The 21,773-nt window shown below is 68.4% G+C and carries 30 protein-coding genes; 20 read left to right on the top strand and 10 right to left on the bottom strand.

The genetic code is table 11. From position 1 onward, the window contains the following. Window positions 1-94 precede the first annotated feature (94 nt). Window positions 95-712 (bottom strand): GyrI-like domain-containing protein, encoded by a 618-nt coding sequence (locus FB381_RS12515; protein WP_141780589.1) that lies wholly within the window; start codon window positions 710-712, stop codon window positions 95-97. 81 nt (window positions 713-793) lie between these two features. On the opposite strand from FB381_RS12515, the gene FB381_RS12520 reads away from it, so the two are divergent. The 5 genes from FB381_RS12520 to FB381_RS12540 all read left to right on the top strand — a co-directional run bounded on the left by FB381_RS12520 (window position 794) and on the right by FB381_RS12540 (window position 2,768). After that, a complete protein-coding gene (locus FB381_RS12520) occupies window positions 794-1,186 on the top strand; it encodes an MmcQ/YjbR family DNA-binding protein (protein ID WP_141780590.1) in 393 nt (130 codons plus the stop codon). After that, a complete protein-coding gene (locus FB381_RS12525) occupies window positions 1,183-1,695 on the top strand; it encodes a putative immunity protein (RefSeq protein ID WP_141780591.1) in 513 nt (170 codons plus the stop codon). The genes FB381_RS12520 and FB381_RS12525 overlap by 4 nt, the downstream gene beginning before the upstream one ends. Window positions 1,696-1,814: 119 nt before the next feature. After that, window positions 1,815-2,066: a TraR/DksA family transcriptional regulator gene (locus FB381_RS12530; protein ID WP_246088084.1), complete on the top strand. Its 252-nt coding sequence runs from the start codon at window positions 1,815-1,817 to the stop codon at window positions 2,064-2,066. A 9-nt stretch (window positions 2,067-2,075) separates the two neighbouring features. Next, window positions 2,076-2,372, top strand: coding sequence for a hypothetical protein (locus FB381_RS12535; protein ID WP_141780593.1), 297 nt, complete (start codon window positions 2,076-2,078; stop codon window positions 2,370-2,372). A gap of 9 nt (window positions 2,373-2,381) precedes the next feature. After that, entirely contained in the window at window positions 2,382-2,768 is a 387-nt protein-coding gene (locus FB381_RS12540) for a DUF1304 domain-containing protein (RefSeq protein ID WP_141780594.1), read from the top strand. A gap of 16 nt (window positions 2,769-2,784) precedes the next feature. Here FB381_RS12540 and FB381_RS12545 read toward each other — a convergent pair whose 3' ends face one another. Then, window positions 2,785-3,294: an anthrone oxygenase family protein gene (locus tag FB381_RS12545; RefSeq protein WP_211352408.1), complete on the bottom strand. Its 510-nt coding sequence runs from the start codon at window positions 3,292-3,294 to the stop codon at window positions 2,785-2,787. Window positions 3,295-3,392: 98 nt separating this feature from the next. Here FB381_RS12545 and FB381_RS12550 point away from each other — a divergent pair, with 98 nt between their 5' ends. Then, the gene (locus FB381_RS12550) at window positions 3,393-4,400 is read left to right on the top strand and encodes a tyrosine-type recombinase/integrase (RefSeq protein ID WP_246088085.1); all 1,008 of its coding nucleotides are present in this window, start codon (window positions 3,393-3,395) and stop codon (window positions 4,398-4,400) included. A gap of 299 nt (window positions 4,401-4,699) precedes the next feature. Further along, the gene (locus tag FB381_RS12555; RefSeq protein WP_141780595.1) at window positions 4,700-5,218 is read left to right on the top strand and encodes a GNAT family N-acetyltransferase; all 519 of its coding nucleotides are present in this window, start codon (window positions 4,700-4,702) and stop codon (window positions 5,216-5,218) included. Between the two features lie 48 nt (window positions 5,219-5,266). Here the strand turns inward: FB381_RS12555 and FB381_RS12560 are convergent, their stop codons facing one another. From FB381_RS12560 to FB381_RS12570, 3 genes are all read right to left on the bottom strand, one after another. Next, window positions 5,267-6,145 carry an aminoglycoside phosphotransferase family protein gene (locus tag FB381_RS12560; protein ID WP_211352409.1) on the bottom strand — a complete coding sequence of 293 codons (879 nt, stop codon included), beginning with the start codon at window positions 6,143-6,145 and terminating at the stop codon, window positions 5,267-5,269. Window positions 6,146-6,271: 126 nt separating this feature from the next. Further along, the gene (locus FB381_RS12565) at window positions 6,272-6,877 is read right to left on the bottom strand and encodes a DUF2238 domain-containing protein (RefSeq protein WP_141780596.1); all 606 of its coding nucleotides are present in this window, start codon (window positions 6,875-6,877) and stop codon (window positions 6,272-6,274) included. A gap of 39 nt (window positions 6,878-6,916) precedes the next feature. Continuing rightward, the gene (locus tag FB381_RS12570; protein ID WP_141780597.1) at window positions 6,917-7,285 is read right to left on the bottom strand and encodes a hypothetical protein; all 369 of its coding nucleotides are present in this window, start codon (window positions 7,283-7,285) and stop codon (window positions 6,917-6,919) included. Window positions 7,286-7,446: 161 nt separating this feature from the next. Here FB381_RS12570 and FB381_RS12575 point away from each other — a divergent pair, with 161 nt between their 5' ends. The 3 genes from FB381_RS12575 to FB381_RS12585 are packed head-to-tail and all read left to right on the top strand — an operon-like array spanning window position 7,447 to window position 10,012. Continuing rightward, window positions 7,447-8,133, top strand: a complete 687-nt coding sequence (locus tag FB381_RS12575) for an AzlC family ABC transporter permease (RefSeq protein WP_141780598.1) — start codon at window positions 7,447-7,449, stop codon at window positions 8,131-8,133. Then, a complete protein-coding gene (locus tag FB381_RS12580) occupies window positions 8,130-8,447 on the top strand; it encodes an AzlD domain-containing protein (protein WP_141780599.1) in 318 nt (105 codons plus the stop codon). Before FB381_RS12575 ends, FB381_RS12580 begins: the two co-directional genes overlap by 4 nt. 47 nt (window positions 8,448-8,494) lie before the next feature. Further along, window positions 8,495-10,012, top strand: a complete 1,518-nt coding sequence (locus FB381_RS12585) for an acyl-CoA carboxylase subunit beta (RefSeq protein ID WP_141780600.1) — start codon at window positions 8,495-8,497, stop codon at window positions 10,010-10,012. Here the strand turns inward: FB381_RS12585 and FB381_RS12590 are convergent. Next, window positions 9,987-10,889, bottom strand: coding sequence for a LysR family transcriptional regulator (locus tag FB381_RS12590; RefSeq protein ID WP_141780601.1), 903 nt, complete (start codon window positions 10,887-10,889; stop codon window positions 9,987-9,989). The two genes, FB381_RS12585 and FB381_RS12590, sit on opposite strands and share 26 nt — an antisense overlap. Before the next feature lie 138 nt (window positions 10,890-11,027). Between FB381_RS12590 and FB381_RS12595 the strand changes: the two genes are divergently transcribed. The 6 genes from FB381_RS12595 (at window position 11,028) to FB381_RS12620 (ending at window position 15,815) form a co-directional block, all read left to right on the top strand. Beyond that, window positions 11,028-11,792, top strand: a complete 765-nt coding sequence (locus FB381_RS12595; RefSeq protein ID WP_141780602.1) for a 5-oxoprolinase subunit PxpA — start codon at window positions 11,028-11,030, stop codon at window positions 11,790-11,792. A gap of 73 nt (window positions 11,793-11,865) precedes the next feature. Next, a complete protein-coding gene (locus FB381_RS12600) occupies window positions 11,866-12,114 on the top strand; it encodes an acetyl-CoA carboxylase (protein ID WP_141780603.1) in 249 nt (82 codons plus the stop codon). Further along, window positions 12,114-13,469, top strand: coding sequence for an acetyl-CoA carboxylase biotin carboxylase subunit (locus FB381_RS12605; protein ID WP_141780604.1), 1,356 nt, complete (start codon window positions 12,114-12,116; stop codon window positions 13,467-13,469). The genes FB381_RS12600 and FB381_RS12605 overlap by 1 nt, the downstream gene beginning before the upstream one ends. Next, window positions 13,466-14,353 carry a 5-oxoprolinase subunit B family protein gene (locus tag FB381_RS12610; RefSeq protein ID WP_141780605.1) on the top strand — a complete coding sequence of 296 codons (888 nt, stop codon included), beginning with the start codon at window positions 13,466-13,468 and terminating at the stop codon, window positions 14,351-14,353. The genes FB381_RS12605 and FB381_RS12610 overlap by 4 nt, the downstream gene beginning before the upstream one ends. Further along, window positions 14,343-15,320: a 5-oxoprolinase subunit C family protein gene (locus FB381_RS12615; protein ID WP_141780606.1), complete on the top strand. Its 978-nt coding sequence runs from the start codon at window positions 14,343-14,345 to the stop codon at window positions 15,318-15,320. Before FB381_RS12610 ends, FB381_RS12615 begins: the two co-directional genes overlap by 11 nt. A 144-nt stretch (window positions 15,321-15,464) precedes the next feature. Then, window positions 15,465-15,815: a DoxX family protein gene (locus FB381_RS12620; RefSeq protein WP_170225143.1), complete on the top strand. Its 351-nt coding sequence runs from the start codon at window positions 15,465-15,467 to the stop codon at window positions 15,813-15,815. Window positions 15,816-15,845: 30 nt separating this feature from the next. Here the strand turns inward: FB381_RS12620 and FB381_RS12625 are convergent, their stop codons facing one another. Genes FB381_RS12625 through FB381_RS12635 form a run of 3 tightly spaced genes read right to left on the bottom strand, consistent with a single transcriptional unit; the run spans window position 15,846 to window position 18,406 of the window. Beyond that, window positions 15,846-16,724, bottom strand: coding sequence for an LLM class F420-dependent oxidoreductase (locus tag FB381_RS12625; RefSeq protein WP_141780608.1), 879 nt, complete (start codon window positions 16,722-16,724; stop codon window positions 15,846-15,848). A gap of 42 nt (window positions 16,725-16,766) precedes the next feature. Beyond that, window positions 16,767-18,005: an MFS transporter gene (locus tag FB381_RS12630; protein WP_141780609.1), complete on the bottom strand. Its 1,239-nt coding sequence runs from the start codon at window positions 18,003-18,005 to the stop codon at window positions 16,767-16,769. Between the two features lie 38 nt (window positions 18,006-18,043). Then, window positions 18,044-18,406: a winged helix-turn-helix transcriptional regulator gene (locus FB381_RS12635; RefSeq protein ID WP_211352410.1), complete on the bottom strand. Its 363-nt coding sequence runs from the start codon at window positions 18,404-18,406 to the stop codon at window positions 18,044-18,046. A gap of 131 nt (window positions 18,407-18,537) precedes the next feature. On the opposite strand from FB381_RS12635, the gene FB381_RS12640 reads away from it, so the two are divergent. Further along, complete coding sequence (locus tag FB381_RS12640; RefSeq protein WP_141780610.1) at window positions 18,538-18,888, top strand: DoxX family protein; 351 nt, start codon at window positions 18,538-18,540, stop codon at window positions 18,886-18,888. 85 nt (window positions 18,889-18,973) lie between these two features. On the opposite strand, the gene FB381_RS12645 is transcribed toward FB381_RS12640, so the two are convergent. Then, window positions 18,974-20,392 (bottom strand): alpha/beta hydrolase family protein, encoded by a 1,419-nt coding sequence (locus tag FB381_RS12645; RefSeq protein WP_141780611.1) that lies wholly within the window; start codon window positions 20,390-20,392, stop codon window positions 18,974-18,976. Between the two features lie 133 nt (window positions 20,393-20,525). Between FB381_RS12645 and FB381_RS12650 the strand changes: the two genes are divergently transcribed. The 3 genes from FB381_RS12650 to FB381_RS12660 all read left to right on the top strand — a co-directional run bounded on the left by FB381_RS12650 (window position 20,526) and on the right by FB381_RS12660 (window position 21,723). Further along, window positions 20,526-20,948: a PPOX class F420-dependent oxidoreductase gene (locus FB381_RS12650; protein WP_141780612.1), complete on the top strand. Its 423-nt coding sequence runs from the start codon at window positions 20,526-20,528 to the stop codon at window positions 20,946-20,948. Between the two features lie 38 nt (window positions 20,949-20,986). After that, window positions 20,987-21,352, top strand: coding sequence for an MmcQ/YjbR family DNA-binding protein (locus FB381_RS12655; protein ID WP_141780613.1), 366 nt, complete (start codon window positions 20,987-20,989; stop codon window positions 21,350-21,352). 95 nt (window positions 21,353-21,447) lie between these two features. Beyond that, the gene (locus FB381_RS12660; protein WP_141780614.1) at window positions 21,448-21,723 is read left to right on the top strand and encodes a Fe-S cluster assembly protein HesB; all 276 of its coding nucleotides are present in this window, start codon (window positions 21,448-21,450) and stop codon (window positions 21,721-21,723) included. Window positions 21,724-21,773 lie beyond the last annotated feature (50 nt).

Here is a 21,773-nt window from a genome sequence, read left to right on the forward strand (position 1 = left end):
GACCACCTCGTCCCGAGTTACTGCAGAGTAATGTGACTGCACTCACGCTGACAAGGGTTTCAGTCCACACTTGTACACCGAGATTTTTCCGGACCTACACCGGCGCGACCGGCTGGCGCAGGATCGTGCGCAGCTTGGCGGGCTCGACGCGGCGTGGATCGCTGAGATAGATCTCGTGATGCCTGCCGGTCATCCGCAGCCCGTGCTCCGGCACGAACCGATCGTGCAGCTCGGCGAGCACCGGGCCCTCGTCGTCGTACGGACCGACGTGCAGGGTCTGCACGCAGGTGCCTTCCTCGAGGGTGTCCCAGCGGATCTTGTCGAGGCTCGCGGGCGGCTCCTTCGCGCCCGCCGCCGAGACCGCCTCCTCGAACATCTGTGCGGTGATCCAGTCCGGCGTCATCAGCAGAGCGGTCCAGCTCCACTGCGACTTGTCACGCGAGGTTGTGAACGTGTCCATGTCCTCGGCCCACCACAGCGCTTCCAGCGGCGGCACCACATAGTCGCGACCCGCGCTCTTGCTGGCGAACTTGAGCTTGTACGCCACCGGGTAGAGCGTCGCCAACGCGTCCGCGTACTCGCCGCCCGCGTTCGGGTCACCGTGTCCGTCGATCATCAGGTAGGGGAGTGGTGGCACCTCGAGCACCCGGAACTCGCCCCGGCGCGCCCGGAAGCAGTCCAGGGTCTTCTTCAGGTCCGCCTTCTCTGCCATGGCGCCATGATCCCCCACGCGCCCGGTGCAGCCGCCCGAAACTCGGGTGCCGTCGCGCGCCGACGCGCCTACGCTCCAAGCATGGCAACCGTCGAGGACGTCCGCTGGCTCGGCTCGAGCCTGGAGCGGTCCTACGAGGTCTTCGTGCGCAACCGGTTGAAGTTCCGTGTCGGCTCGATCGTCTACGTCGCCTTCTCGCTGGACGAGACCGAGATGGGGTTCGGGTTCCCGAAGGAGGAGCGCGCCGCCCTGGTCGCGAGCGAACCGGAGAGATTCCACCAGCCTCGCGAGTCGGAGATGCGGTTCAACTGGGTGGAGTCGTCGTTGGCCACCCTCGACCCGGTCGAGGCGTGCGAGCTCGTCGTCGACGCCTGGCGCCTGTGCGTGCCGAAGAAGGTGTCGGCCGCCTACGATCTCCTGCACCCGGGCGGCCCCGGCCCCGACCGGCCCGAGCCTGGTGAAGGAGACGCATGATCCTGTCGAAGGAGCGCGACCCACGCCTGGTGACGATCCGCCGCGGCGGCACGCTCAGCGACGACGACCACCGGCTGCTCGCGCTGTGGGCTGCGACCTGCGCAGAGCACGTGCTGCCCCTCTTCGAGGCGGTCGCCCCGGATGACCCGAGGCCACGGCAGGCGATCGAGGCGGCTCGCGCCTGGACCCGTGGCGAGCTCACGATGATGGAAGCTCGCGCGTTCGGCGGGCACGCCATGGGGGCGGCACGGCCGTTGACCGGAGCAGCCAGGAACGCCGCGTACGCTGCCGGCCAGGCCGGCGTCGTCGCCCATGTCGCTGCTCATGACCTGGGTGCGGCGGCGTACGCCATCAAGGCGGTGCGCGGCGCGGCGTCTCCAGGGGAGGCCGACGAATCAGGTCGGCGAGAGTGCCGCTGGCAGCGTGAGAAGCTGCCCGAGCAGGTGCGTGAGCTCGTGCTCGACGACCAGCGCATCCGCAACGAGATCTGCTGGTCGGTCTTCGACTGAGGAGGGGGTTCACCATCGACGACTCCGATGACATCGACCGGGCGAGCGAGCGTCTCGAGGCCGAACGCCGCCACGCGGTCGCCCGGCTCGCAGGGCTGACCAGCGACTTCGACGCCGTCGTGGCCGCCTCGCGTGACACCAACGCCGATGACGAGCACGATCCCGAGGGCGCCACGATCGCCTTCGAACGCTCCCAGGTGCAGGCGCTGGTGCGCGATGCGCGTCGCCGTCTCGAGGAGGTCTCCACCGCGCTCGAGCGGCTCGACGCGGGCACCTACGGCGTCTGCGAAGTCTGTGGGGGACCAGTCGGAGACGGTCGCCTCGAGGCACGGCCGACGGCGCGCACCTGCATCTCCTGTGCGGCACGCTAGCGTCGAGCCATGAGCGAGGAGTCGATCGAGCTGTGCTGTCTGCTGTGGGCCCACGACGGCCGCACCGAAGCGCTGCACGCCTATGAGGACACGGTGCTCCGACTGGTCGAGGAGCACGGGGGAGAGGTCGTGCAGCGAGCGCTGACCACCGGCTCACCCGGGCAGCCCGACGAGGTCCAGCTCTTCCGCTTCCCCGGCCGGAGTGCCCTCGACGCCTACCTGGGCGACAACCGACGTACGTCCCTCACGGCTGAGCGCGACGCCGCTGTCGCTCGCACCGAGCTGTTCCCCGTGCGGCTCGGCTAGTCTCGTCTCATGGTCGTTGTCGGGTTGGTCCTCGCGGCGGTGGCCGCGCTGCTGCACGTCTACATCTTCGTGATGGAGTCGTTGACCTGGACGAGCGAGAAGACGCGGGCGGTGTTCGGCACCAGTGCCGCCGAGGCCGAGGCCACCAGGGAGCTCGCGTTCAACCAGGGGTTCTACAACCTGTTCCTGGCGATCGTCACCGCGGTGGGGATGATCCTGTTCGCCCTCGACGCCACAGAAGCCGGCACGGCGCTGATGCTCGCCGGTGTCGGATCCATGGCAGCAGCCGCCGCCGTGCTGTTCGTCGCTTCGCCCGACAAGCGCAGCGCCGCGCTCAAGCAGGGAGTCGTGCCCCTGCTCGCCGTGCTCGCGCTGATCCTCGGCGTAGCGATCTGACCGGCGCGCGGGGGAGTCAGCCGGCGAGGCGCCCCTGGAGCACCAGGCTCCACGCGAGACAGACGAATGCGACCGATGTCGTGAGCGTGCGCAGGACGTTCCAGCGGACCCACCTCGTCTCGTCGAACGCCGCGCGCACGCCGGCGAGGTCGGTGATGCGGTCCGGGGGACCGGCCGCCTTCAGCGCGTCGTTGAGGGGGAGATGCACGGCGATGGTGGTCACGAACGCGACCAGGTAGAGCACGAGCGCTCCCGCCGCCCACGGCAGCAGACTGCGTTGCTCGGAGCCGAGGCTCAGCGCGGTCGCCGCCGCGGTGAAGACGAGCGAGCCCAGGAAGCCGCTCACCATGAACCACGGGTTGATGATCGCCCGGTCGAGCGCTTGGAACGACGCGATGAAGACGTGGTCGCCGGCCGACTTCAGGCCCGGCATGATGGTGTGGGCGTAGAGGCCGAAGTAGCCCGCCATCAGACCGGTGGTCATGGTCGCGGCGAGCAGCGCGAGCGTGCGGATGTCGTCGAGCATGACCCCATCAAAGCGCGTCCCGATCGCGGTGACCATCGATTTCCGCGATAGTACCCCCTATCGCAGAAATGTTCGAATAGGCTGTAAAGTAGGGGACTGTGAGCGTAGCTGACGAGGTGGTGTTCCGCGATGTCGTCGAGGCATTCCTCACCGATCGAGCGACGCTGACCCGGCGCGGTCTCAACGACAGGTCGCGTGACGCCTACCGTCAGGACCTCACCGCATGGGCGCGACAGCTGCATGTCGACGCGGGCGGCGACGCCGAGGCCGACGCGCTGAAACGCGTTCCGATCTCCGCACTGACCGATCAGAACGTACGCATCGCCTACCGGTCGTTGCGGGAAAGCTCCGCCGCGGCGACCTGTCAGCGTCGTGTCGGCACGCTTCGGCTGTTCACCCAGTGGCTGCAGCTCGAAGGTCACCTGCTGGGGGATCCCACGCTGCGCATCGAGGCTCCCGAGCGGCCGAGCCGGCTGCCTGCCGGATGGAGCGTCGACGAGCTGCGCCGCCTGGCGCGTGCCGCTTCGACGCCCCGCGACGGCACCGACCGGCGTCGCTGGCCGGCTCGTGATCGAGCGATCTTCGCGGTGCTGGTCACCACCGGCGTACGTGCTGCGGAGCTGTGCGGTCTCTGCGTCGGATCCATCAGGCGCGAACCCGACGGAGAGACGCTCGTGCAGGTGATCGGCAAGGGCGACAAGCAGCGCAACCTGCCCCTGCCGCCAGAGGCCGTGGATGCGGTCGACGCCTATCTGGCAGAGCGTGAGGCCCGTTTCGGGGCCGCAGCGCCCAGCGATGTCCTGTTTCTGCTCACCTCGGCCAAGCCGTTGCTCCCTGGGGCGCTCAACCATCTGGTGGAGACCTGGATCCGGCTCGCTGCCGCCCCGAAGCAACCTGGCGAAGCTGCGCACGCATTTCGTCACAGCGCCGCCAAAGGACTGATCCGATCCGGCGTACCCGTGCCGGCCGTTCAGGGCCTGCTCGGCCACGAAGATCTCAAGACGACCGGCATCTACGTGAAGGCGACTGCCGCCGACACCCGCGACGCCGTGCTGCTCTCACCAGCGCGTGAAGTGCTGCGAGAGACGGCCATACCTACACCTTGAGATAGCGCCGATAATGCACATTATGTCAGGTTCCGCGTATCGCATCAGATGCAATCACGGGTTTGCGACCGATCCACTACCCCGTCTGCCACGGCGAACCCGAGCCAGCCGAAACAAGTGGCCCGGCGCAACGACACGGTCTAGCATCGCGCCCATGAACTCTTTCTGCTGCTTCGCTGCCGGGCGCACCCGCCGCTCCTGAGCGGCGAGCACCGTCTCACCTGACCGCTCCGCCGCTCCCTCGTCCCAGGCTCGACGCGAACGCGTCGATCTTCTTCGACCCGGAACGGAGCATTCGTATGCCCAAGCACCCCAGCACTGACTTCCCTCGGATCCGCGCTTTCCAGGACCGTGACCTTGACGCCGTCGTCGAGCTTTCGCTCCTGGCGTGGGAGCCCGTGTTCGTCTCGTTCGAGAACGTCCTCGGCACGATCATCTTCGACCACATGTACCGGCCCGACTGGCAAACCGCCCAAGCCACCGCAGTGCGGGCCAACTGCCTGAACGAAGACACTGAGACCTATGTCGTGGTCACGGAGCACGACCAGCCTGTTGGCTTCGCAGTTCTCCTGCAGGACCAGGCAGAGTCTGTAGGTGTCGTCGACATGATCGCCGTGCACCCCGACCACCAGCGGCACGGTCACGCCCGACGGCTCATGGAGCTCGCCATCGACCGTTTTCATGGTCAGGGTCTGGACCTCGTCAACGTAGCCACCGGTGGAGACCCAGGGCATGCGCCGGCCCGAGCGCTCTATGAGGCGGTCGGGTTCACCGGACTCCCCCTCAAGACCTACTACCTGGCGGGCCCGCCACGCTGATCTCCCGCGGCGAGGCTGGACTGTGCACAGCTAGCCATCGCCAGGTCTTCACCGGAGCTGGATGTCGACCTCGGCCGCGATCGCCTCGACCATCGAGGTGAGGCGCTCGACCCGGGCAGGCATCGTGTGCCGATAGCCGGCGATGGTGAGCAGGCCTGGGCCGACAAAGCCCCACGAGCGGGCTCGGGTCCAGGTCTCGTCGTCGACCCCGGACGCGATCCGGAGCAGCTCGCGAGCAGGAGCTTCGAAGATGCTCCACGCGTAGAGCATGTCCACGGACCTGTCACCGACGCCGATGCCCCCGAAGTCGATCACTCCGGCCAACCGCCCGTCATGGTGAACCAGGAGGTTCTCCTCGGACAGGTCGGCGTGCACCCAGCAGGCGGATTCGGTGGCGGACGGGACGTCTCGCAAACGCCGCCACGCCTCACGAACGCTGACGGGGTCGAACAGGTCCGCCAGCTCTTCAGCCGCATGATCGGCCCATCGGTCGATGGTGTCGGTCACCGGCTCACCGCTGCGGTAGCCCCAGTGCTCGGGGCCGGCCGGAACGTCGGTGGTGCCGATCTCGTGGAGGCTCTGGAGGAAGGCACCCAAGGACCCTGCCAGGAGAGCCTGCTGCGAGTCATCCAGCTCGAGCGGGAGGTCGCCTGGCACCCAGGAGACCACCGCCCACGGCCGTGGGAAGGTCTCGCTGGGCCGGCCAACGACGACGATGTCGGGGACCGCAACTGACAGATCGGGCGCGAGGCGGGGCAGCCAGCGCACCTCGCTCGCAAGGTCCGCGACGTAGTCGTCCGACCGAGGCAACCGGATGGCCAGGGTGTCTCCGATGCGGAAGACCCAGTTGCTGCTCCCGGATGAGTGGATCGATCGGACGGGCAGGTCGGCCAGATGTGGAGCTTGCTCGCGAAGCAGCCGGGTCACTACCTGCGGGCCTGGGACACCATCGAGCGAGGCTGAGGAAAGTTGGCTCACCCCGCACATGATCGTCGACTCGCGCGGTGACACAACTCGTTTTTCTACGACCACGGCGCCGTCGCACCGTGGTCGTCACCCCACGGGTTCGAGGACCTCCCCCGACCGGCGTGAGCGGATGATCGTGCAGACCGTGGTGGCGACGACTGCGCCTGTGAAGTTGGAGACGAAGTCGAGCATCGTGTTGTCGTAGCCCCCGACGCCGTTGTCCATGTTGAGCGAGATGAGGAACTCCATCAGCTCGTTGAGCGAGCTGACCCCCAGTGAGACCAGCACCGCCGTGACGGCGAGCGCCGCCGCGGGGCCTCGGGCTCCGAACACCTGGCGCAGGACGTGGAGAGCCATCACGGCCACCAGCCCGTACAGGTAGGCGTGCACCACCTGGTCGTACTTGAGGATGTAGAAGTCGCCACCCTGGTCGACGAGCGGGAAGATGCGCTGGGCGAAGAGCACGTGCTCCCCCATCACCACGCCTCCGCCGAGGACGTGCATCAAGCCCCAGAGCGAGAAGCCCCACAACATCCAGGTCGGGAAGCGGGCCGTACGCTGCAGCCACACGAGGCCGGCCAGCAAGACGGCGATGACGAGCACGTAGATGACGAACTCACTGTTGCCGGTGCGCAGGAACCAGACGCTGCCCGCCAGCAGGTACACCACCGAGAACGCCAGCACCTTTCGCATCGCGGAAAGTTACCACGGGCGGCGAGCTCGAGCTGGGTGCTACGTCCCGACGGCGGTGCGGCGTAGAGCCTGGATCGTCCGTACATCCGCAGCTGTTGCGATCGCCAGGGCCGGCACCACGACCTTGGGCCCGAGGTTGCCCTCGCGCCGCGCGAGATGCAGGCAGTACGCCGCGATCGCGACGTTGAGCCCGGCGCGGGCCGCCATCCACGGGAGCCTGCGCCGCCCCGCCAGCAGGCCGGGCACCAGCGCCAGGTCGGCGGCGCCGATCACGCGCAGCGCCACAGGGTGGTCGCCGAGCATCAAGGCTCTCCCCACCCTGTCCGGCGCGAGGAGGATCGCCGCCCCGATCGGCAGTGTGGCCATTCCGACGACGGCGGCCGAGCGCCGCGCACTCTCAGGGTCCATGGACCCAGTGTGTCCCACCGGTCGAAGGAGCCCGATGGACAACCGTCAGCAAGACCACGCCCGCTCCCCTAGGCTCCGAGCGTGACTGAGAACGTGCTGATGGGTGGCCCGCGGGTCACGTCCGGTGACCACGTACGCCCCACGCCGAGCTCTGCTCCCCTGTGACCGATCAGCGGAGGTCGTTCCTGTGGGGTCTGCGGCTGGGGGTGCCGTTCGCCCTCGTGGGGTTCGTGCTGAGCCTCTCCTTCGCCGTGCTCGCCCGACAGGCCGGATTCAGCACGGCGCAGGCGATCGTCACCTCGGTGATCGTGTTCGCCGGCTCAGCCCAGTTCGCGATGCTCTCGGTGGTCACCGGCGGTGGCGGCGTGCCCGCTGCGCTCGCCGCAGCCAGCCTGATGAACTCGCGCTTCTTGGCGATGGGCATCGCGCTCGCGCCCTCGCTGCCGGGCGGCCCGGTCAAGCGGGCCGCTCAGGGGCAGGCCGTGGTCGACGCCTCCTGGGCGCTGGCCAACCGCGGCGACGGCACCTTCGACAGGTGGTTGCTGTTCGGCACGACGGCGCCGCAATACCTCACCTGGACGCTCGGATCCGTGGTCGGTGCCGTGTTCGGCGATGCCCTCGGATCCCCGGACCGGCTCGGGCTCGACGCGATCTATCCGACGTTCTTCCTCGCGTTGCTGATCGCCGAGCTGCGTGACCGCGCCACCCGGTGGGTCGCGATCGGCGGCGGGGTCGTCGCGCTCGCGCTCGTGCCTCTCGCACCGCCCGGCGTACCTGTCCTGGCCGCGAGTGCGGTGGCACTGGTCGGTCTCTTCAGGAGGCCGGAGATGACACGGGAGCCGGCATGACGCTGTCGCACAACCAGATCTGGGTGCTCATCATCGCGTGTGCGGTGCTGACCGCCGTGATCAAGGGGTTCGGGCCCGTGCTGCTCGGCGGCCGCGGCCTTCCGGGCTGGTTCAACAGGGTGATCGCACTGATGGCGCCCGCCCTGCTCAGCGCCCTGGTGCTCACCGCGGTCCTGGCCCACGAACGTACGTGGTCGGTCGGGGCGCACACCGTCGGGGTGGCCGTCGCCGGCGTGATGCTCTGGCGCCGGCTGCCACTGGTGCTGTGTGTCGGGGTGGCGGTCGGCTTCACCGCTCTGCTGCGGATGTGGTGACCGCCAGGTCGTGACGTGCGTGGTCAGGCACGTGGCAGCATGTGCCCGTGACTGATGACTCCCCCGCTACAGGTCTGAGCGAGCTCTACGCACGGCGTTTCCTGACCACGGACGCGGCGCGACCCGAGAAGGTCGCCCGCTGGCATGCCAAGGGGCGGCGTACGGCTCGGGAGAACATCGCCGACCTGGTCGACCCCGGGTCGTTCGTGGAGTACGGACGGTTCATCACCGCGGCCCAGGAACAGCGACGCGACCTGGCGGATCTCGTGGTCGAGACGCCCGCCGACGGGATCGTCGGCGGCACCGCGACCGTCGGCGGGAAGCCGATCGCCGTGCTGTCCTACGACTACCTGGTGATGGCGGGGACACAGGGCATGCGTGGCCATCGCAAGTCGGACCGGCTCATCGAGATCATCGCTCGGATGCGGCTGCCGACTGTCTTCTTCACCGAGGGCGGCGGCGGGCGCCCTGGCGACACGGACATCCCGCTGGTCTCCGCGCTGGACGTCGGGTCGTTCGCGCTCTGGGGCGAGCTCGAGGGTGTGGTGCCGCGGATCGCCGTCGTCTCCGGACGCTGTTTCGCCGGCAACGCGGTCCTGGCCGGCTGCGCCGACCTGCGTATCGCCACCCCCGACGCCAACCTCGGCATGGCCGGCCCGGCGATGATCGCCGGTGGCGGCCTCGGCAGCTTCACGCCGGAGGAGATCGGCCCGATGCAGGAGCAGAGCGCCAACGGGGTCGTCGACGTGCTCGTCGAGGACGAGGCGGCAGCGGTCGAGACCGCGCGCACCATCCTCTCCTTGCTCGAGCCGAACGACGAGGGAGGCGAAGCCGGTGACCAGACCGACCTGCGCACGCTTCTCCCCCACAACGACCGTGAGGCCTTCGACGTACGCCCGGTCGTCGAGGCGCTCGCCGACCTCGAATCGGTCGTCTGGCTCCGCGAGGCCTTCGCGCCCGAGCTCGTCACCGCGTTCGCCCGCGTCGACGGGATCGCGGTCGGCGTCATCGCCAACCAGTCGACGCACCTGGCCGGTGCGTTGACCAGCGACGCCTCGGTCAAGGGCGCCGAGTTCCTCGCGCTCTGCGAGCGCTGGGACCTCCCGGTGATGTCGCTCGTCGACACCCCGGGCTTCATGGTCGGCCCCGAGGCCGAGCGCGGCGGCCTGGTCCGCCACGCGTCGCGGATGGTCACTGCCGGTGCCAGGCTCACCACTCCCCTGGTCGGCGTGGTCCTGCGCCGCGGCTACGGGCTGGGCGCGCAGGCGATGCTCGGTGGCAGCACCCACCGTCCGCTGCTCACCGTCGCCTGGCCCGACGCGCATCTGGGTCCGATGGGCCTCGAGGGCGCCGTACGCCTCGCGATGGCCGCCGAGCTCGCCGCACTCCCCCAGGACGAGCGCGAGGCACGGGTCGCCGCGCTCACCGAGGACTACCGCAAGCAGGCCAGCGCGCTCAATGCCGCACGTATGTTCGAGATCGACGACGTCATCGACCCCGCCGAGACCCGTGGGACCATCGCCGCGACCCTCCGACGTGTCAGCCGGGCAGGCCGGGCGTGTTGAACTGTCCGTGGAAGTAGTCGTAGAGCGTCGTCATGCCCGGCGTGAACCGAGCACCCTTGGGCCAGGCGAGCCCGATCTGCATGTCCGGCACGGCTTCGCTGACGATGGCCGTCTCGATCCGCTTCCCCTCCAGCGACCAGGGCCGGTAGACCATGTCGGACAGGATCGTCACGCCGTTGCCGTTGGCGACGATGCTGCGTACGGCCTCGATCGACGTGGTCTTGACGAAGACCTTGGGCGACAGCGAGCCCCAGTAGGAGCGCGTCGTACGGTCGGCCTCGTCCACCGACAGCAGCGCATAGGGATGCTGTGCGACGTCGGCGAGGCGGATCTGCGGGAGGTCGGCGAGCGGGTGCCCGGGCGCCATCCACAGACGCCGCACGGAGTGGACGAAGGTCTCGTGCATGAGCTCGGGACTGCGGAGGTTGGAGGTGAGCAGCAGTGCGAAGTCGAGCTCCCCGTCGGCGAGCCTGCGCTCCGCGTCGACGCGGTCCATCTCCAACCAGGACACCTCGAGGTTCGGGTAGCGCGCGGTGAGTCGCTGGATGTGCTGCGGCAGGAAGTAGGCCATGACGGTGTAGCTCACCCCGACCCTCAGGACCCCGTGCCGGGTCGTGTCGGCGCTCGCCACCTCGGCCGCCTCCTCGACCATCCGGAGGATCTCGCGCGCCTTCGGCAGCAGGGTCGTGCCGGTGTCGGTGAGGCGGACGCCTCGTGACGTACGCACGAAGACGGGCTGGTCCAGCTGCTTCTCGATGTCCTGGATCGCCGAGGTGACGGCGGACTGCGAGATGAAGAGCTCCTTCGCCGCGGCACTCACCTGACCGACCTCCGCGACAGCCACGAAGTAGCGCAGCTGCCTGATCGAGAAGGACATCGCTCCCCTGCCTTGACCCCGTGCTCGCATCGGCACGGACATGGTTCTGATTTTTCGATACAACGGTATCGAATCATTGATCTTGTTGATGCACCCGTCCTTTCCTAGGGTCGTCGCAATGAGCGAGAGGACGCGGCCGTGAAGACTCGGGTGGACATCAACTGCGACATGAGCGAAGGCTTCGGAGCGTGGATGTTCGGTGACGACACCGACGCCAAGATGATGAGGTTCGTCAGCTCGATCAACGTCGCAGCGGGCTTCCACGCCGGCGATCCGAGCACCATCGCCCGGTCCGTACGCCTCGCCAAGGAGCAGGGCGTGGGTGTCGGCGTGCACCCCGGGTTCCGAGACCTGGTCGGCTTCGGGCGCCGGCACATCGACGCGACGTCCACCGAGCTCGTCGCCGACTGCCTCTACCAGCTGGGCGCCGTACGCGAGTTCGCCAGGCTCAACGGCACCCCTCTGCAGCACTTCAAGCTGCACGGCGCGCTCTACATGCACGCCGCCCGCGACGAGGAGTTCGCCACAGCGCTGGTCGACGGCTTGCAGACGGTCGACGCCGAGCTGCCGATCCTGGTCATGGACGGCACCGTCATCCATCGGGCGGCGCAGGAGCGTGACCAGCCGGTCGTCCGTGAGTTCTACGCCGACCGCGACTACGGACCCGACGGGACGATCGTGTTCACCCGCGACGTCGGCATGCTCGACCCAGACCGGGTGGCGGCCAAGGTGCTGCAGGCGTGCCAGCAGCGCACGGTCGGCGCCGTGGACGGGTCGACGGTCGGCATCGAGTTCGAGTCGGTCTGCCTCCACAGCGACACCCGCGGCGCCGTCGAGCTGATGACGCGCACCCGCCACGCACTCGATGACGCCGGTATCGAGGTGATCTCCTTCGCCACCTGACGACCGTGACCGACAGACCTCGCTCCCCCACCGGATCAGCCAGCGCAGCCAGCAGGACAGAAGGACGATCAGTATGAGCACGATCCACGAAGTCATCTCTCCTATCCCCGGCACCTTCTACGCCACCGAGTCGCCCTCGCATCCGCCGTTCGTCACTGTCGGCGCGAACGTCGCAGCCGACGACACGATCGGCCTGGTCGAGGTCATGAAGATGTTCAGCCCCGTCACTGCGGAGGTGTCCGGCACCGTCGTCGATATCTGCGTCGAGACCGACGATCCCGTCGACGTCGGGCAGGTCCTGATCCGTGTCGAGGAGGCGTGATGAGCGGCATCTCACGCCTCCTGGTCGCCAACCGTGGCGAGATCGCGGTGCGTACGATCCGGGCGGCCAAGGAGCTCGGCATCACGGTCATCGCGGCTCACAGCGACGCGGACACCGACTCGTTGGCCGTACGGCTGGCGGACGAGGCCGTCAACGTCGGCGGCGCTCATGCCCGGAAGAGCTATCTCAACCGGGAGGCGCTGCTCGCGGCCGCCAAGGAGGTGAGCGCTGACGCCGTTCATCCCGGGTACGGCTTTCTCGCGGAGAACTCGGCCTTCGCCCAGGCCGTCACCGACGCCGGTCTGATCTGGGTCGGGCCCAGCAGCGAGACGATCGCGCGGATGGGCCACAAGGCAGCGGCCATCGCCACGGCCCGATCGGCCGGGGTGCCGGTCGTGCCAGGCAGCGCCGGCCTCCTCCGCAGCCCCGAGGAAGGCGTGGCAGCGGCTGCCGAGGTCGGCTACCCCGTGCTCATCAAGGCGGCCGCCGGTGGCGGTGGCCGGGGCATCCGGGTCGCCCATGACGATGCCGAGCTGGTGGCCGGCATGGCCAGCGCCCAGCAGGAGGCGGAGGCAGCCTTCGGCGACGGTGGCGTCTACCTCGAACGCTTCATCGACAAGGCACGCCACATCGAGGTGCAGATCCTCGGTGACGGCACCCGCGCCGTGCACTTCTACGAGCGGGACTGCTCGCTGCAACGGCGCCGGCAGAAGGTCTGGGAAGAGGCCCCGGCCGCGGCACTCAGCCCCGAGGTGCGAGAGCGGATCTGCGCCTCGGCGGTGGCGCTCGCCGAGGCCGTGGGCTATTCCGGCGCCGGCACCGTCGAATACCTCTACGACCAGGCGACGGACGACTTCTTCTTCATCGAGATGAACACCCGGATCCAGGTCGAGCACCCGATCACCGAGGAAGTCTGCGGCGTCGACCTGATCCAGGCGATGCTCCTGGTGGCAGGCGGCCATCGGCTCCCCTACCGTCAGGAGGACATCCGTGTCGGGGGCCACGCGATCGAGATCAGGATCAACGCCGAGGATCCTGACCGCGACTTCATGCCGGCGCCGGGCAGGATCGAGTCGCTGGTGTGGCCGCTGGGTCCTGGCGTACGCATCGACTCGATGGCCTACCCGGGATACACGATCCCGCCCTACTACGACTCGCTGATCGGCAAGCTGATCGTGCGGGCCGAGACGCGCGACCTCGCCCTGGCCCGACTGCGACGCGCGCTGGACGAGATCGAGCTCTCCGGCCCCGCGACGACACTGCCTTTCTTCGGGCGCCTGCTGGACCAGAGCGACGTCCTCGACAACCACCTCCACACGACGTGGATCGAGCAGTGGATGGAGTCCCAGTCATGACCACGACGACATCGACCCGCTACACCCTCGGCGGAGACGAACACCTGTTCGTCGAGCTCTCCGAGAGCATGTCTCTCGACGCGTTCTTCCGTGGCCTGCTCATCACCAACGAGCTCTCCGCCCGGAGTCTTGCCGGCGTCACCGAGATCTGCCCGGCGAACGCGTCCTTCCAGGTGCGCTTCGACCCGGACGTACTCGACGTACGACGGCTCCAGGCGGTGCTCGAAGAGATCGAGAGCCGGATCGGCGACCGCGAGAGCACCCTGGACACAAGGATCGTCGAGATCCCCGTCTACTACCAGGACCCATGGACCCACGAGACCCTGATGCGGTTCCGGGAACGACACCAGGACCCCAGCTCGACCGACATCGAGTACGCGGCCCGGATCAACGGATACGCCGACGTCGACTCCTTCATAGAGGCGCACTCCGGGACCCCGTGGTTCGTCTCCATGGTCGGCTTCGTCGCGGGTCTGCCGTTCATGTATCAGATGGTCGAGCGGGACAAGCAGATCCAGGTGCCGAAGTATCTGACCCCGCGCACCGACACCCCGAAGCAGACGGTCGGATACGGCGGCAGCTTCAGCTGCATCTACTCCGTACGAGGCGCCGGCGGCTATCAGATGTTCGGGGTCACACCGGTGCCGATCTACGACCCCGAGCACAAGAGCGATCACCTCTCAGAGTTCGCGATCTTCTTCAAGCCCGGCGACATCGTCACCTACCGGCCCATCGACCGTGCCGAGTACGACGAGATCCTCGCCGCGGTCGAGCGCAACGACTACACCCTCCGAACCGCCCCGGTGACGTTCTCCCTGGCCGAGTTCGAGGCCGACCCCGCGGGCTACCCCGCACGGATGCTGGAGGCTCTCGATGAAGATTGACGTCAAGAAACCCGGTCTGCTCACCACCGTGCAGGACCGGGGACGGTCGGGCTACTACCACCTGGGCATCCCGCCGTCGGGGGCGATGGACCAGCTGTCGTCCCGAGCGGCGAACCTCCTGGTCGGCAACGACGAGGGCGGCGCAGTGCTCGAGTGCGCCCTGATGGGCCCGGAGCTGACGTTCAGCGACGCGACCCACATCGCGGTCACGGGGGCCGAGATGATGCCCTCGATCGACGGCGAGGCACAGCCGACCAACGCTGTCATCGCAGTCGGAGCAGGACAGACGCTTACGTTCGGGTTCGCCCAGGGCGGTGCCCGCGCCTACCTCGCCGTCGCCGGTGGCATCGACGTGCCCGAGGCGCTCGGCAGCCGGTCAACCTACGCGCTGGGCGCGCTCGGCGGGCTCGATGGTCGACCCTTGCAGGCCGGCGACGTGCTGCCCGTCGGGCGTGCCGCTTCCGTGCCGCCTACGGACAGGCAGCTGCCCGACGAGCTGCGGATGCCGCTGAGCAAGGAGCACGAGCTGCGGATGGTGCGCGGACTCTACGATCACCGCGTCACCCCTGACTCGATGGAGACCTTCCTCGGCGAGACCTGGACCGTCGGATCCGAGGCGGACCGGATCGGCTATCGCCTCAAGGGCGGCACCCCGCTCGAGTTCGTGCCACGCACCCCGCCCTTCGGGGCCGGCGACGACCCCTCGAACATCGTCGACGCCTGCTATCCCATCGGCTCTGTCCAGGTTCCGTCCGGGAAGGAGCCGATCGTGCTGCACCGCGACGCGGTCTCGGGCGGTGGCTACATGATGGTCGGCACGGTGATCAGCGCCGACATGGACCGGATCGGTCAGATGCAGCCCAACGCCGGCGTACGCTTCGTCGACGTCACTGTGGAGGAGGCACTGGACGCCCGACGCGAACGGGCCGCTCGACTCGACCGGATCCGGCACCTCCTGGCGTGCTGACGTGGGCGTCGTCACGAGACCGCGACGCATCTCCTGCGCGCGTCAGGCTTGGCTGCCGGGCACAACAACGACAGACTCCACGGTTGCCGGTCGTCGTGGCCGGCAACCCCCAGCCCGTCGCGCGGGCAGCTCGAAGGAGTCCGAGTGTTCAACGCGTACGTCGTCGTCTCATCCCTCCTGGCCCTCGTCTGTCTGGTCTTCGGTGGCTACAAGGTGACCGCTCAGCCGGGCATGGTCGAGCAGATGGGGCGCCTGGGCGTCTCCCGCAGGCAGCTCCCCGTCCTCGGAGCCCTGCTCATCCTCGGCGCGATCGGGCTCGTCGTCGGCAACTGGGTCGGTCCGGTCGGCGTCGCGGCGGGGATCGCACTGACGATCTACTTCGTCGGTGCGACCTTGGCCCACACGCGTCTGGGCGACTTCAAGAACGCCTCACCTGCAACGGTGCTCATCGCCGTTGCCGCCGCGGCCTTCGTCCTGCGGCTGCTCACGCTCTGAGGTCCCTCCGAGGCATGGCCTTCGCGAACCTCAGATCTCCTTCAACCGCGGCACCAGGTCGACGGCCGACGTGGCCCACGGGACCGGGTCGACGTAGGGCGTGGGCATCAGCCCGACGAGGCTGATGCCGAGGGCTGCGTACTGCTCCATGTCCTTGAAGAAGGCGTCGGGATCCTCGACGGCGGGGCCCTGGTAGAGCATCGTCTTCTCGATCGCGTCGTAGTCGGTGCCGAGGTCGTCGCAGTGGCCGCGCAGCACCTCGAGCTTGTGCTTGACGGTCGCGACGCCTTCCTCGCCAGGGGCGCCGAAGAGGTTGCAGCCCTGGCCATACTTCGCGACCAGGCGCAGCGTCTTCTTCTCCCCTCCCCCGCCGATCAGCACGGGCACCGACCCGTTGACGGGCTGCGGCAGCGAGATCGTCTCGGCGAGCTGGTAGTTCTTGCCGTCGTAGGCGCCGTCGTTGTCCGACCACATCTGACGGCAGACCTCGAGGGTCTCCTCGAGGCGCTCGAACCGCTCAGCGGTCGGCGGGTAGGGCACGCCGAGGCCCTGGTGCTCACGCTCGTACCACGCCGCACCGATCCCCAGCAGCGCCCGGCCACCCGAGAGCCGGTCGAGGGTGGTGACGGTCTTGGCGAGCAGCCCGGGGTGCCGGTAGGTCACGCCCGTGACGAGCAGGCTCAGGCGTACGTTGTCGGTGATCCCGGCCAGGTATCCCAGCGTCGTGTAGCCCTCGAGCATCGGCTCGAACGGCCCGCCCGCCTGCTCCATCTGAAACCAGTGGTCCATCACGGTGAGCAGGCTGACCCCACCCTGGTCAGCGATCCGCGCGGTCTCGGTCAGCTTGTCGGCGAGCGTGGTCTCCCACTCGGGGTGGGTGAAGGTGAAGTAGTGGAGTCCAAGGTCCATATCTGTGAGGTTATGGCTTCGAGTGCGCTCGAAGACAAGGGGTTAATCGGTCCCGGCATGGTGACGTGCCGAGCGCAACGGTGAGCAGAGAACCACCGCGGTAGCCACGACGAACAGCGCCACCGCCACCCACAGCGCCGACCGGAGTCCCAGCAGCTGGGCGACCAGTCCACCGGTCAAGGCGCCGACCACAGCACAGGTGCGATTCACGGACCGGATGGTTGCGTTCATCCTGCCCTGCATCTCGTCCGGGGTCACGGCCTGTCGATATCCCAGCGAGTTGGCGTTCTCGACGCCCATCCCGAAGCCCGCCACCAGCTGAGCCGCGCCGAGCGCGATGACGCCGAGCATCGTCGGCGGCGACAGCGCCGTGGCGCCCCACGCCACCGGCGCCACGACGACACCGAGCACCATCGCGCCGCCCGCGCCGAGGCGACGCCCGGCTCTCACCGCGAGCAGCGACCCGATCAACCCGCCCACGCCCGTGAACGCCAGCAGGATGCCGTACGCCACCGCACCGAGCCCCATCTCGCGCAGTGCGAACGGCGCGAACGCCGTCACCGCAACGGCATTGCCCGCGAACCAGACATGGGTGGAGACCGCGTGCGGGGCGACGGTGCGATGGCGGTAGACGAAGGCGACGCCGTCGGCGATGTCGCGCACCACGTCGGACGGTGCGCTCGGCCGACGCGGCAGTGCGGGCTCGTCGACGCGTACGCGCGCGTTCATCACCGCGCCGAGCACACATGTGACCGCATCGACGAGGACGGTGAGCGGTGCTCCGACGAGCGCGACCAGACCGCCACCCAGAGCCGGCCCGGAGGTGAGTGCGACGGTGTCGCCCTGGTCGATGCGGGCGTTGGCCGAGAGGAGTGCGCTCCGTGGCACCAGGCGAGGAATGAACGACTGGCGAGCGGCGACCTCGAGCACCGAGAGCGCCCCGACCACGAAGAGCACGCCGGCGACCATGAGCAGCGAGAGCATGTCTGTCAGCCACAGCGTCGGGATGGCGAGCAGCACCACTGCCTGGGCCGCGTTCGACCAGACCAGCAGCGGCTTACGTCGCACCCGGTCGATCAGGACTCCGGCGAAGACCCCGAAGAGCGCATACGGCAGCACTCTGGCGGCGTTGACGACACCCACCTCCGCGGGCGTCGCGACGAGCACCTCGACGACGAGCACCTGGATCGCGACGGTCGAGAGGGCCGTACCCAACGAGCCTGTCGCGGAGGCCGTCCAGTATCGGATGAACGCGGGGATCCGCATCGCCTCGTCGCTCACGGGGGCTCACTCTAGTGAGGATCCTCCGGACGAGCCGGTCATCGCCCGGCGTTCGTCTCCCGCTCGACCAGCTCCGGCAGGTGGGTGTTCCCCCACTCCTCCAGCGGTTGGAGGGCGGCGATCAGCTCGGCGCCGGCGGGGGTCGGGCGGTAGAGGACCTGCACCGGCGTCGAGGGGATCACCTCGCGCACGATGAATCCGTCGCGCTCGAGCTCCTTGAGGCGCAGGGCGAGCATCCGGTCGGAGATGCCCTCGACCGCGCGACGGTATTCCCCGAAACGACGGGCGCCGCCCACGGCGGCGAAGAGGATCGCCCCTGACCATCGTTGTCCGACGCGCTCGAGCGTGCGCTGGAAGGCGGCACAGGAGCTCTCGTCGACCTGCATGTCAGGGATCGTCACTTACTCAGAGTAAGTTGCTACGGTGCCAGTTGCAACTCTGTCTTCCGGCCCACAGACTCTGGGCGTGGCGGCCGATCGGCCGGCCCCTCGTGATCGCCCGCTGGTGCGGGCCTGTCCTAAGGAGTCCACGCGTGTTCATCGCGTACATCGTCGTCTCGTCCCTGCTCGCGCTCGCCTGCATGGCCTCGGGGGCGGCCAAGGTGGCCAGGCAGCCAGCCATGGTCGAGCAGCTGGGCGGGCTCGGCGTGGCAGCCAAGTACGTCCCGGTCCTCGGCTCGCTGCTCCTGCTCGGCGCCGTCGGCCTGGTCGTCGGCAACTGGATCGGAGCTCTCGGCATCGCCGCCGCGGGCGCGCTCGCGCTCTACTTCGTCGGCGCCATCATCACCCATGTGCGTGCCGGCGACGCCAAGGGTGCGGTGCCCACGATCGCCCTCACCGTCGTCTCCGTCGCGGCGCTCGTCCTGCGGGTGCTCTCGCTCTGATCGCAGAGACACCGACGGCGCTGTGCCCCTGGAGCTCCAGGGACGCAGCGCCGTCGGCTTGGATCAGAACCGGTCTCGATCAGAGTCAGCGCAACGTCGGCTCGCGCTTGAGGTCGCGCTTGTCGAGCTTCGCGTCGTACGCCGCGAGCGGCTCGGCCTTCGCCTCGTCGGCCTCGACCGCGTTGCTCGCGACCCCGGCCCACTCCAGGATGCGGGCGGTGGCGAGGTCACGCTCGTCGGCGACGAGCCCGGCCACGTTGGCGCCATGGTTCATGCCCGGGGCGGTGAAGACGTGGGAGTCATGGGTCGTCTTGCCCGGACGGAAGCGCTCGGCACCCCACGGGTCGGCCTCGCCGTAGACGAAGAGCATCTGGTCGGCGTGCTTGCGCACCCAGGAGTCCACGTCGCGCATCGCGGAGGGGTCGAAGCGCATCTCGATGTCGCGCGGCACGAAGCTGCGCGGCGACTGGTAGCCGTAGCGGATCAGGGAGTCCTCGATGTGCGGGAAGCCGATCGTCGGGGCGCCCATCTCGGTGCCTGCCTGGTAGTAGTAGGGCGTGTAGGGGCTCAGGCCCTGGTCGGTGTAGAAGCTGAAGCCGGAGTAGTAGTCGATCGCGTCCCAGATCTCCTGGTCGCTGGCGGCCGGCGCGTCAGCAGGGATGTTGCCGCACTCCCCCGTGCCGGCGTACTGCCAGAAGGCCCAGACGAAGTCGAGCACGACCATCTCGTAGGCGGAGTCGAGGCTGCCGACGGTGGTGAAGGTGTAGTCCTCGGCGGCGGCCAGGTCGGCGTACTTCGCCTTCAAGGCCTCCCGACGCACGAGCGCCTCGCGCTGCACGCCGTTGAGGCGGTCGCGGCAGTCCTCGGTGCCGACCGTCTCGAAGAACTCGTCGTAGGCGGAGTCCTCACCGTTGACCACGTCGTTCGGGGCCACGTAGGCGACGACGCCGTCCATGTCGCGCGGGTAGAACCGCTCGAAGTACGTCGCGGTCATGCCGCCCTTGGAGCCACCCGTGGAGAGCCAGTTGGCACCGTAGATCGGCTTCAGTGCCTCGTAGATCGCGTGCTGGTCGCTGGCGCCCTGCCAGATGTCGAGGTCGTCCCAGTCGGCCGGGTCGGGACGAGACGGGGTGAAGAACCGGTATTCCATCGAGACCTGGTTGCCGTCGATGATCCGGGTCGGCTCGCTGCGGCCGGGGTTGGTGGAGACGCCGTAGCCGCTGGTGTGGAAGACCGTCGGGCGGGCGGTGTCCTTGTGCAGCACGGTGAAGCGCTGCTGGAAGGTGGCGCCGTGGGGCTTGCGGTGGTCGACCGCCTGGGTGAAGTTGAGCACGAAGTAGCGATAGCCCTCGACGGGCTTCTCCTCGATCAGGCTGACGCCGTCGATGGCCAGGAGGCGGTCGAGGATGTCGTCCTCGGCCGCGCTCGCGGGGATGGCGGGGGCGGCGACGAGCAGGGACATCAGCCCCATCGTCACCAGAATCCGCCCGATCAGTGCACGCATGGGGGTCTCCTTCGAAGGCAGGTTCTCGGCAACCTAGCCGACCCGCGCTCCTCGCACCTCTGAATTCCGTGTACGGGAACGAAGTCGCGTCCTGACGCCTTCTAGATGACAACGATCACTGAGGAGGCTTCACATGAGGTTCGATCCGCACGACCTGCTCGCCACCACCCGCCACGGGATCCTGGCCACGATCAAGAGCAGCGGAGTGCCACAGCTCTCGCCGGTGTGGCAGCACTACGACCGTGAGCGCAGCGAGATCCTGATCTCCACGCGTGAAGGGCTCGTGAAGACCAACAACCTCCGTCGCGACCCGCGAGCGGCGATCGAGGTCGATGGTCCGGGCGGGCGATCCTGGGCAACCGCCGAGGGGACCGTCACGCTCACCGGTCCTGGCGCCTCCCCCGACAGCCCCGAGGTCGACGCGCTCGTCGACTACTACCGTCGTGGCACCGGCGAGCACCCCGACTGGGACGAGTATCGCGAGGTCATGGTCAGCGACCGGCGTGTGCTCATCACCATCGCCGTCACCAAGGTCTACGGCGCCGACCTGGGCTGAGGCACGGCAGCGTCAGTCGGTGGCAGGATGAGCCGCCCATGGACGTGAAGTCGCTGGAGACCTACTGTCTCGCCAAGCCCGGCGCCTGGCCGGACAACCCGTGGGAGCACGAGCATCCGGTGATCAAGGTCGGGCCCGGCGAGCGCGGGAAGATCTTCGCCTTCCTCGGCGCCGCCGCGGTCGGGTTGAAGTGCGGAGCGAGCCGGGAGGTCGCCGACGAGTGGCTGCTGCGCTATCCCGACGATGTGCGGGTGACCGGCTACATCGGACGATCGGGGTGGAACGACCTCGCATGGGGTGGCGCGATCCCCGACGAGGAGATCCTGGAAGCGGTCGACGAGTCGTACGCCACGATCGTCTCGAAGCTCCCGAAGAAGCTTCGTCCGCAGGGCTGGGAGGCCTGATCCGGCGCCATGCCGGAGCCCCGCAGGCTTGAACGAGCCTGGATGGTGAGGAATGGTGGAGCGAGTACGCCGTACCCAACATGGAAGATCTCGACATGCTTCAGCTGACCGAGAACGCCACCACGATCGTCCGCTCCATCGCGGAGCAGTCCGAGGGCGCCGGTCTCCGGCTCGCCTCGGGTGGAGAATCCGACGGTGCATTGAGCGCTGCTCTTGTCCCGACCGCAGAGGCCGACGACCAGGTCATCGAGCAGGAGGGCGCGCGAGTCTTCCTCGACCAGGGCGCCGCCGCTGAGCTCGACGACAAGGTGCTCGACGCCGGTATGGACGACACCGGAAACGTACAGTTCGGGATCTCCCTCCAGGGCTGAGCTCGAACTCCCGCGATACGGCGGGGAGTTCTGCTGTGGTCACGTGTCAG

The sequence above is a fragment of the Nocardioides albertanoniae genome, assembly GCF_006716315.1.
In the GTDB taxonomy this organism is placed as follows: Bacteria; Actinomycetota; Actinomycetes; order Propionibacteriales; family Nocardioidaceae; genus Nocardioides; species Nocardioides albertanoniae.

Bases quoted from the DNA above. Each gene is read 5' to 3' on its own strand.
- FB381_RS12515 (WP_141780589.1), bottom strand. From the start codon at position 712: ATGGCAGAGAAGGCGGACCTGAAGAAGACCCTGGACTGCTTCCGGGCG.
- FB381_RS12520 (WP_141780590.1), top strand. From the start codon at position 794: ATGGCAACCGTCGAGGACGTCCGCTGGCTCGGCTCGAGCCTGGAGCGG.
- FB381_RS12525 (WP_141780591.1), top strand. From the start codon at position 1,183: ATGATCCTGTCGAAGGAGCGCGACCCACGCCTGGTGACGATCCGCCGC.
- FB381_RS12535 (WP_141780593.1), top strand. From the start codon at position 2,076: ATGAGCGAGGAGTCGATCGAGCTGTGCTGTCTGCTGTGGGCCCACGAC.
- FB381_RS12540 (WP_141780594.1), top strand. From the start codon at position 2,382: ATGGTCGTTGTCGGGTTGGTCCTCGCGGCGGTGGCCGCGCTGCTGCAC.
- FB381_RS12545 (WP_211352408.1), bottom strand. From the start codon at position 3,294: ATGCTCGACGACATCCGCACGCTCGCGCTGCTCGCCGCGACCATGACC.
- FB381_RS12555 (WP_141780595.1), top strand. From the start codon at position 4,700: ATGCCCAAGCACCCCAGCACTGACTTCCCTCGGATCCGCGCTTTCCAG.
- FB381_RS12565 (WP_141780596.1), bottom strand. From the start codon at position 6,877: ATGCGAAAGGTGCTGGCGTTCTCGGTGGTGTACCTGCTGGCGGGCAGC.
- FB381_RS12570 (WP_141780597.1), bottom strand. From the start codon at position 7,285: ATGGACCCTGAGAGTGCGCGGCGCTCGGCCGCCGTCGTCGGAATGGCC.
- FB381_RS12580 (WP_141780599.1), top strand. From the start codon at position 8,130: ATGACGCTGTCGCACAACCAGATCTGGGTGCTCATCATCGCGTGTGCG.
- FB381_RS12590 (WP_141780601.1), bottom strand. From the start codon at position 10,889: ATGTCCTTCTCGATCAGGCAGCTGCGCTACTTCGTGGCTGTCGCGGAG.
- FB381_RS12600 (WP_141780603.1), top strand. From the start codon at position 11,866: ATGAGCACGATCCACGAAGTCATCTCTCCTATCCCCGGCACCTTCTAC.
- FB381_RS12605 (WP_141780604.1), top strand. From the start codon at position 12,114: ATGAGCGGCATCTCACGCCTCCTGGTCGCCAACCGTGGCGAGATCGCG.
- FB381_RS12610 (WP_141780605.1), top strand. From the start codon at position 13,466: ATGACCACGACGACATCGACCCGCTACACCCTCGGCGGAGACGAACAC.
- FB381_RS12615 (WP_141780606.1), top strand. From the start codon at position 14,343: ATGAAGATTGACGTCAAGAAACCCGGTCTGCTCACCACCGTGCAGGAC.
- FB381_RS12625 (WP_141780608.1), bottom strand. From the start codon at position 16,724: ATGGACCTTGGACTCCACTACTTCACCTTCACCCACCCCGAGTGGGAG.
- FB381_RS12645 (WP_141780611.1), bottom strand. From the start codon at position 20,392: ATGCGTGCACTGATCGGGCGGATTCTGGTGACGATGGGGCTGATGTCC.
- FB381_RS12650 (WP_141780612.1), top strand. From the start codon at position 20,526: ATGAGGTTCGATCCGCACGACCTGCTCGCCACCACCCGCCACGGGATC.
- FB381_RS12655 (WP_141780613.1), top strand. From the start codon at position 20,987: ATGGACGTGAAGTCGCTGGAGACCTACTGTCTCGCCAAGCCCGGCGCC.
- FB381_RS12660 (WP_141780614.1), top strand. From the start codon at position 21,448: ATGCTTCAGCTGACCGAGAACGCCACCACGATCGTCCGCTCCATCGCG.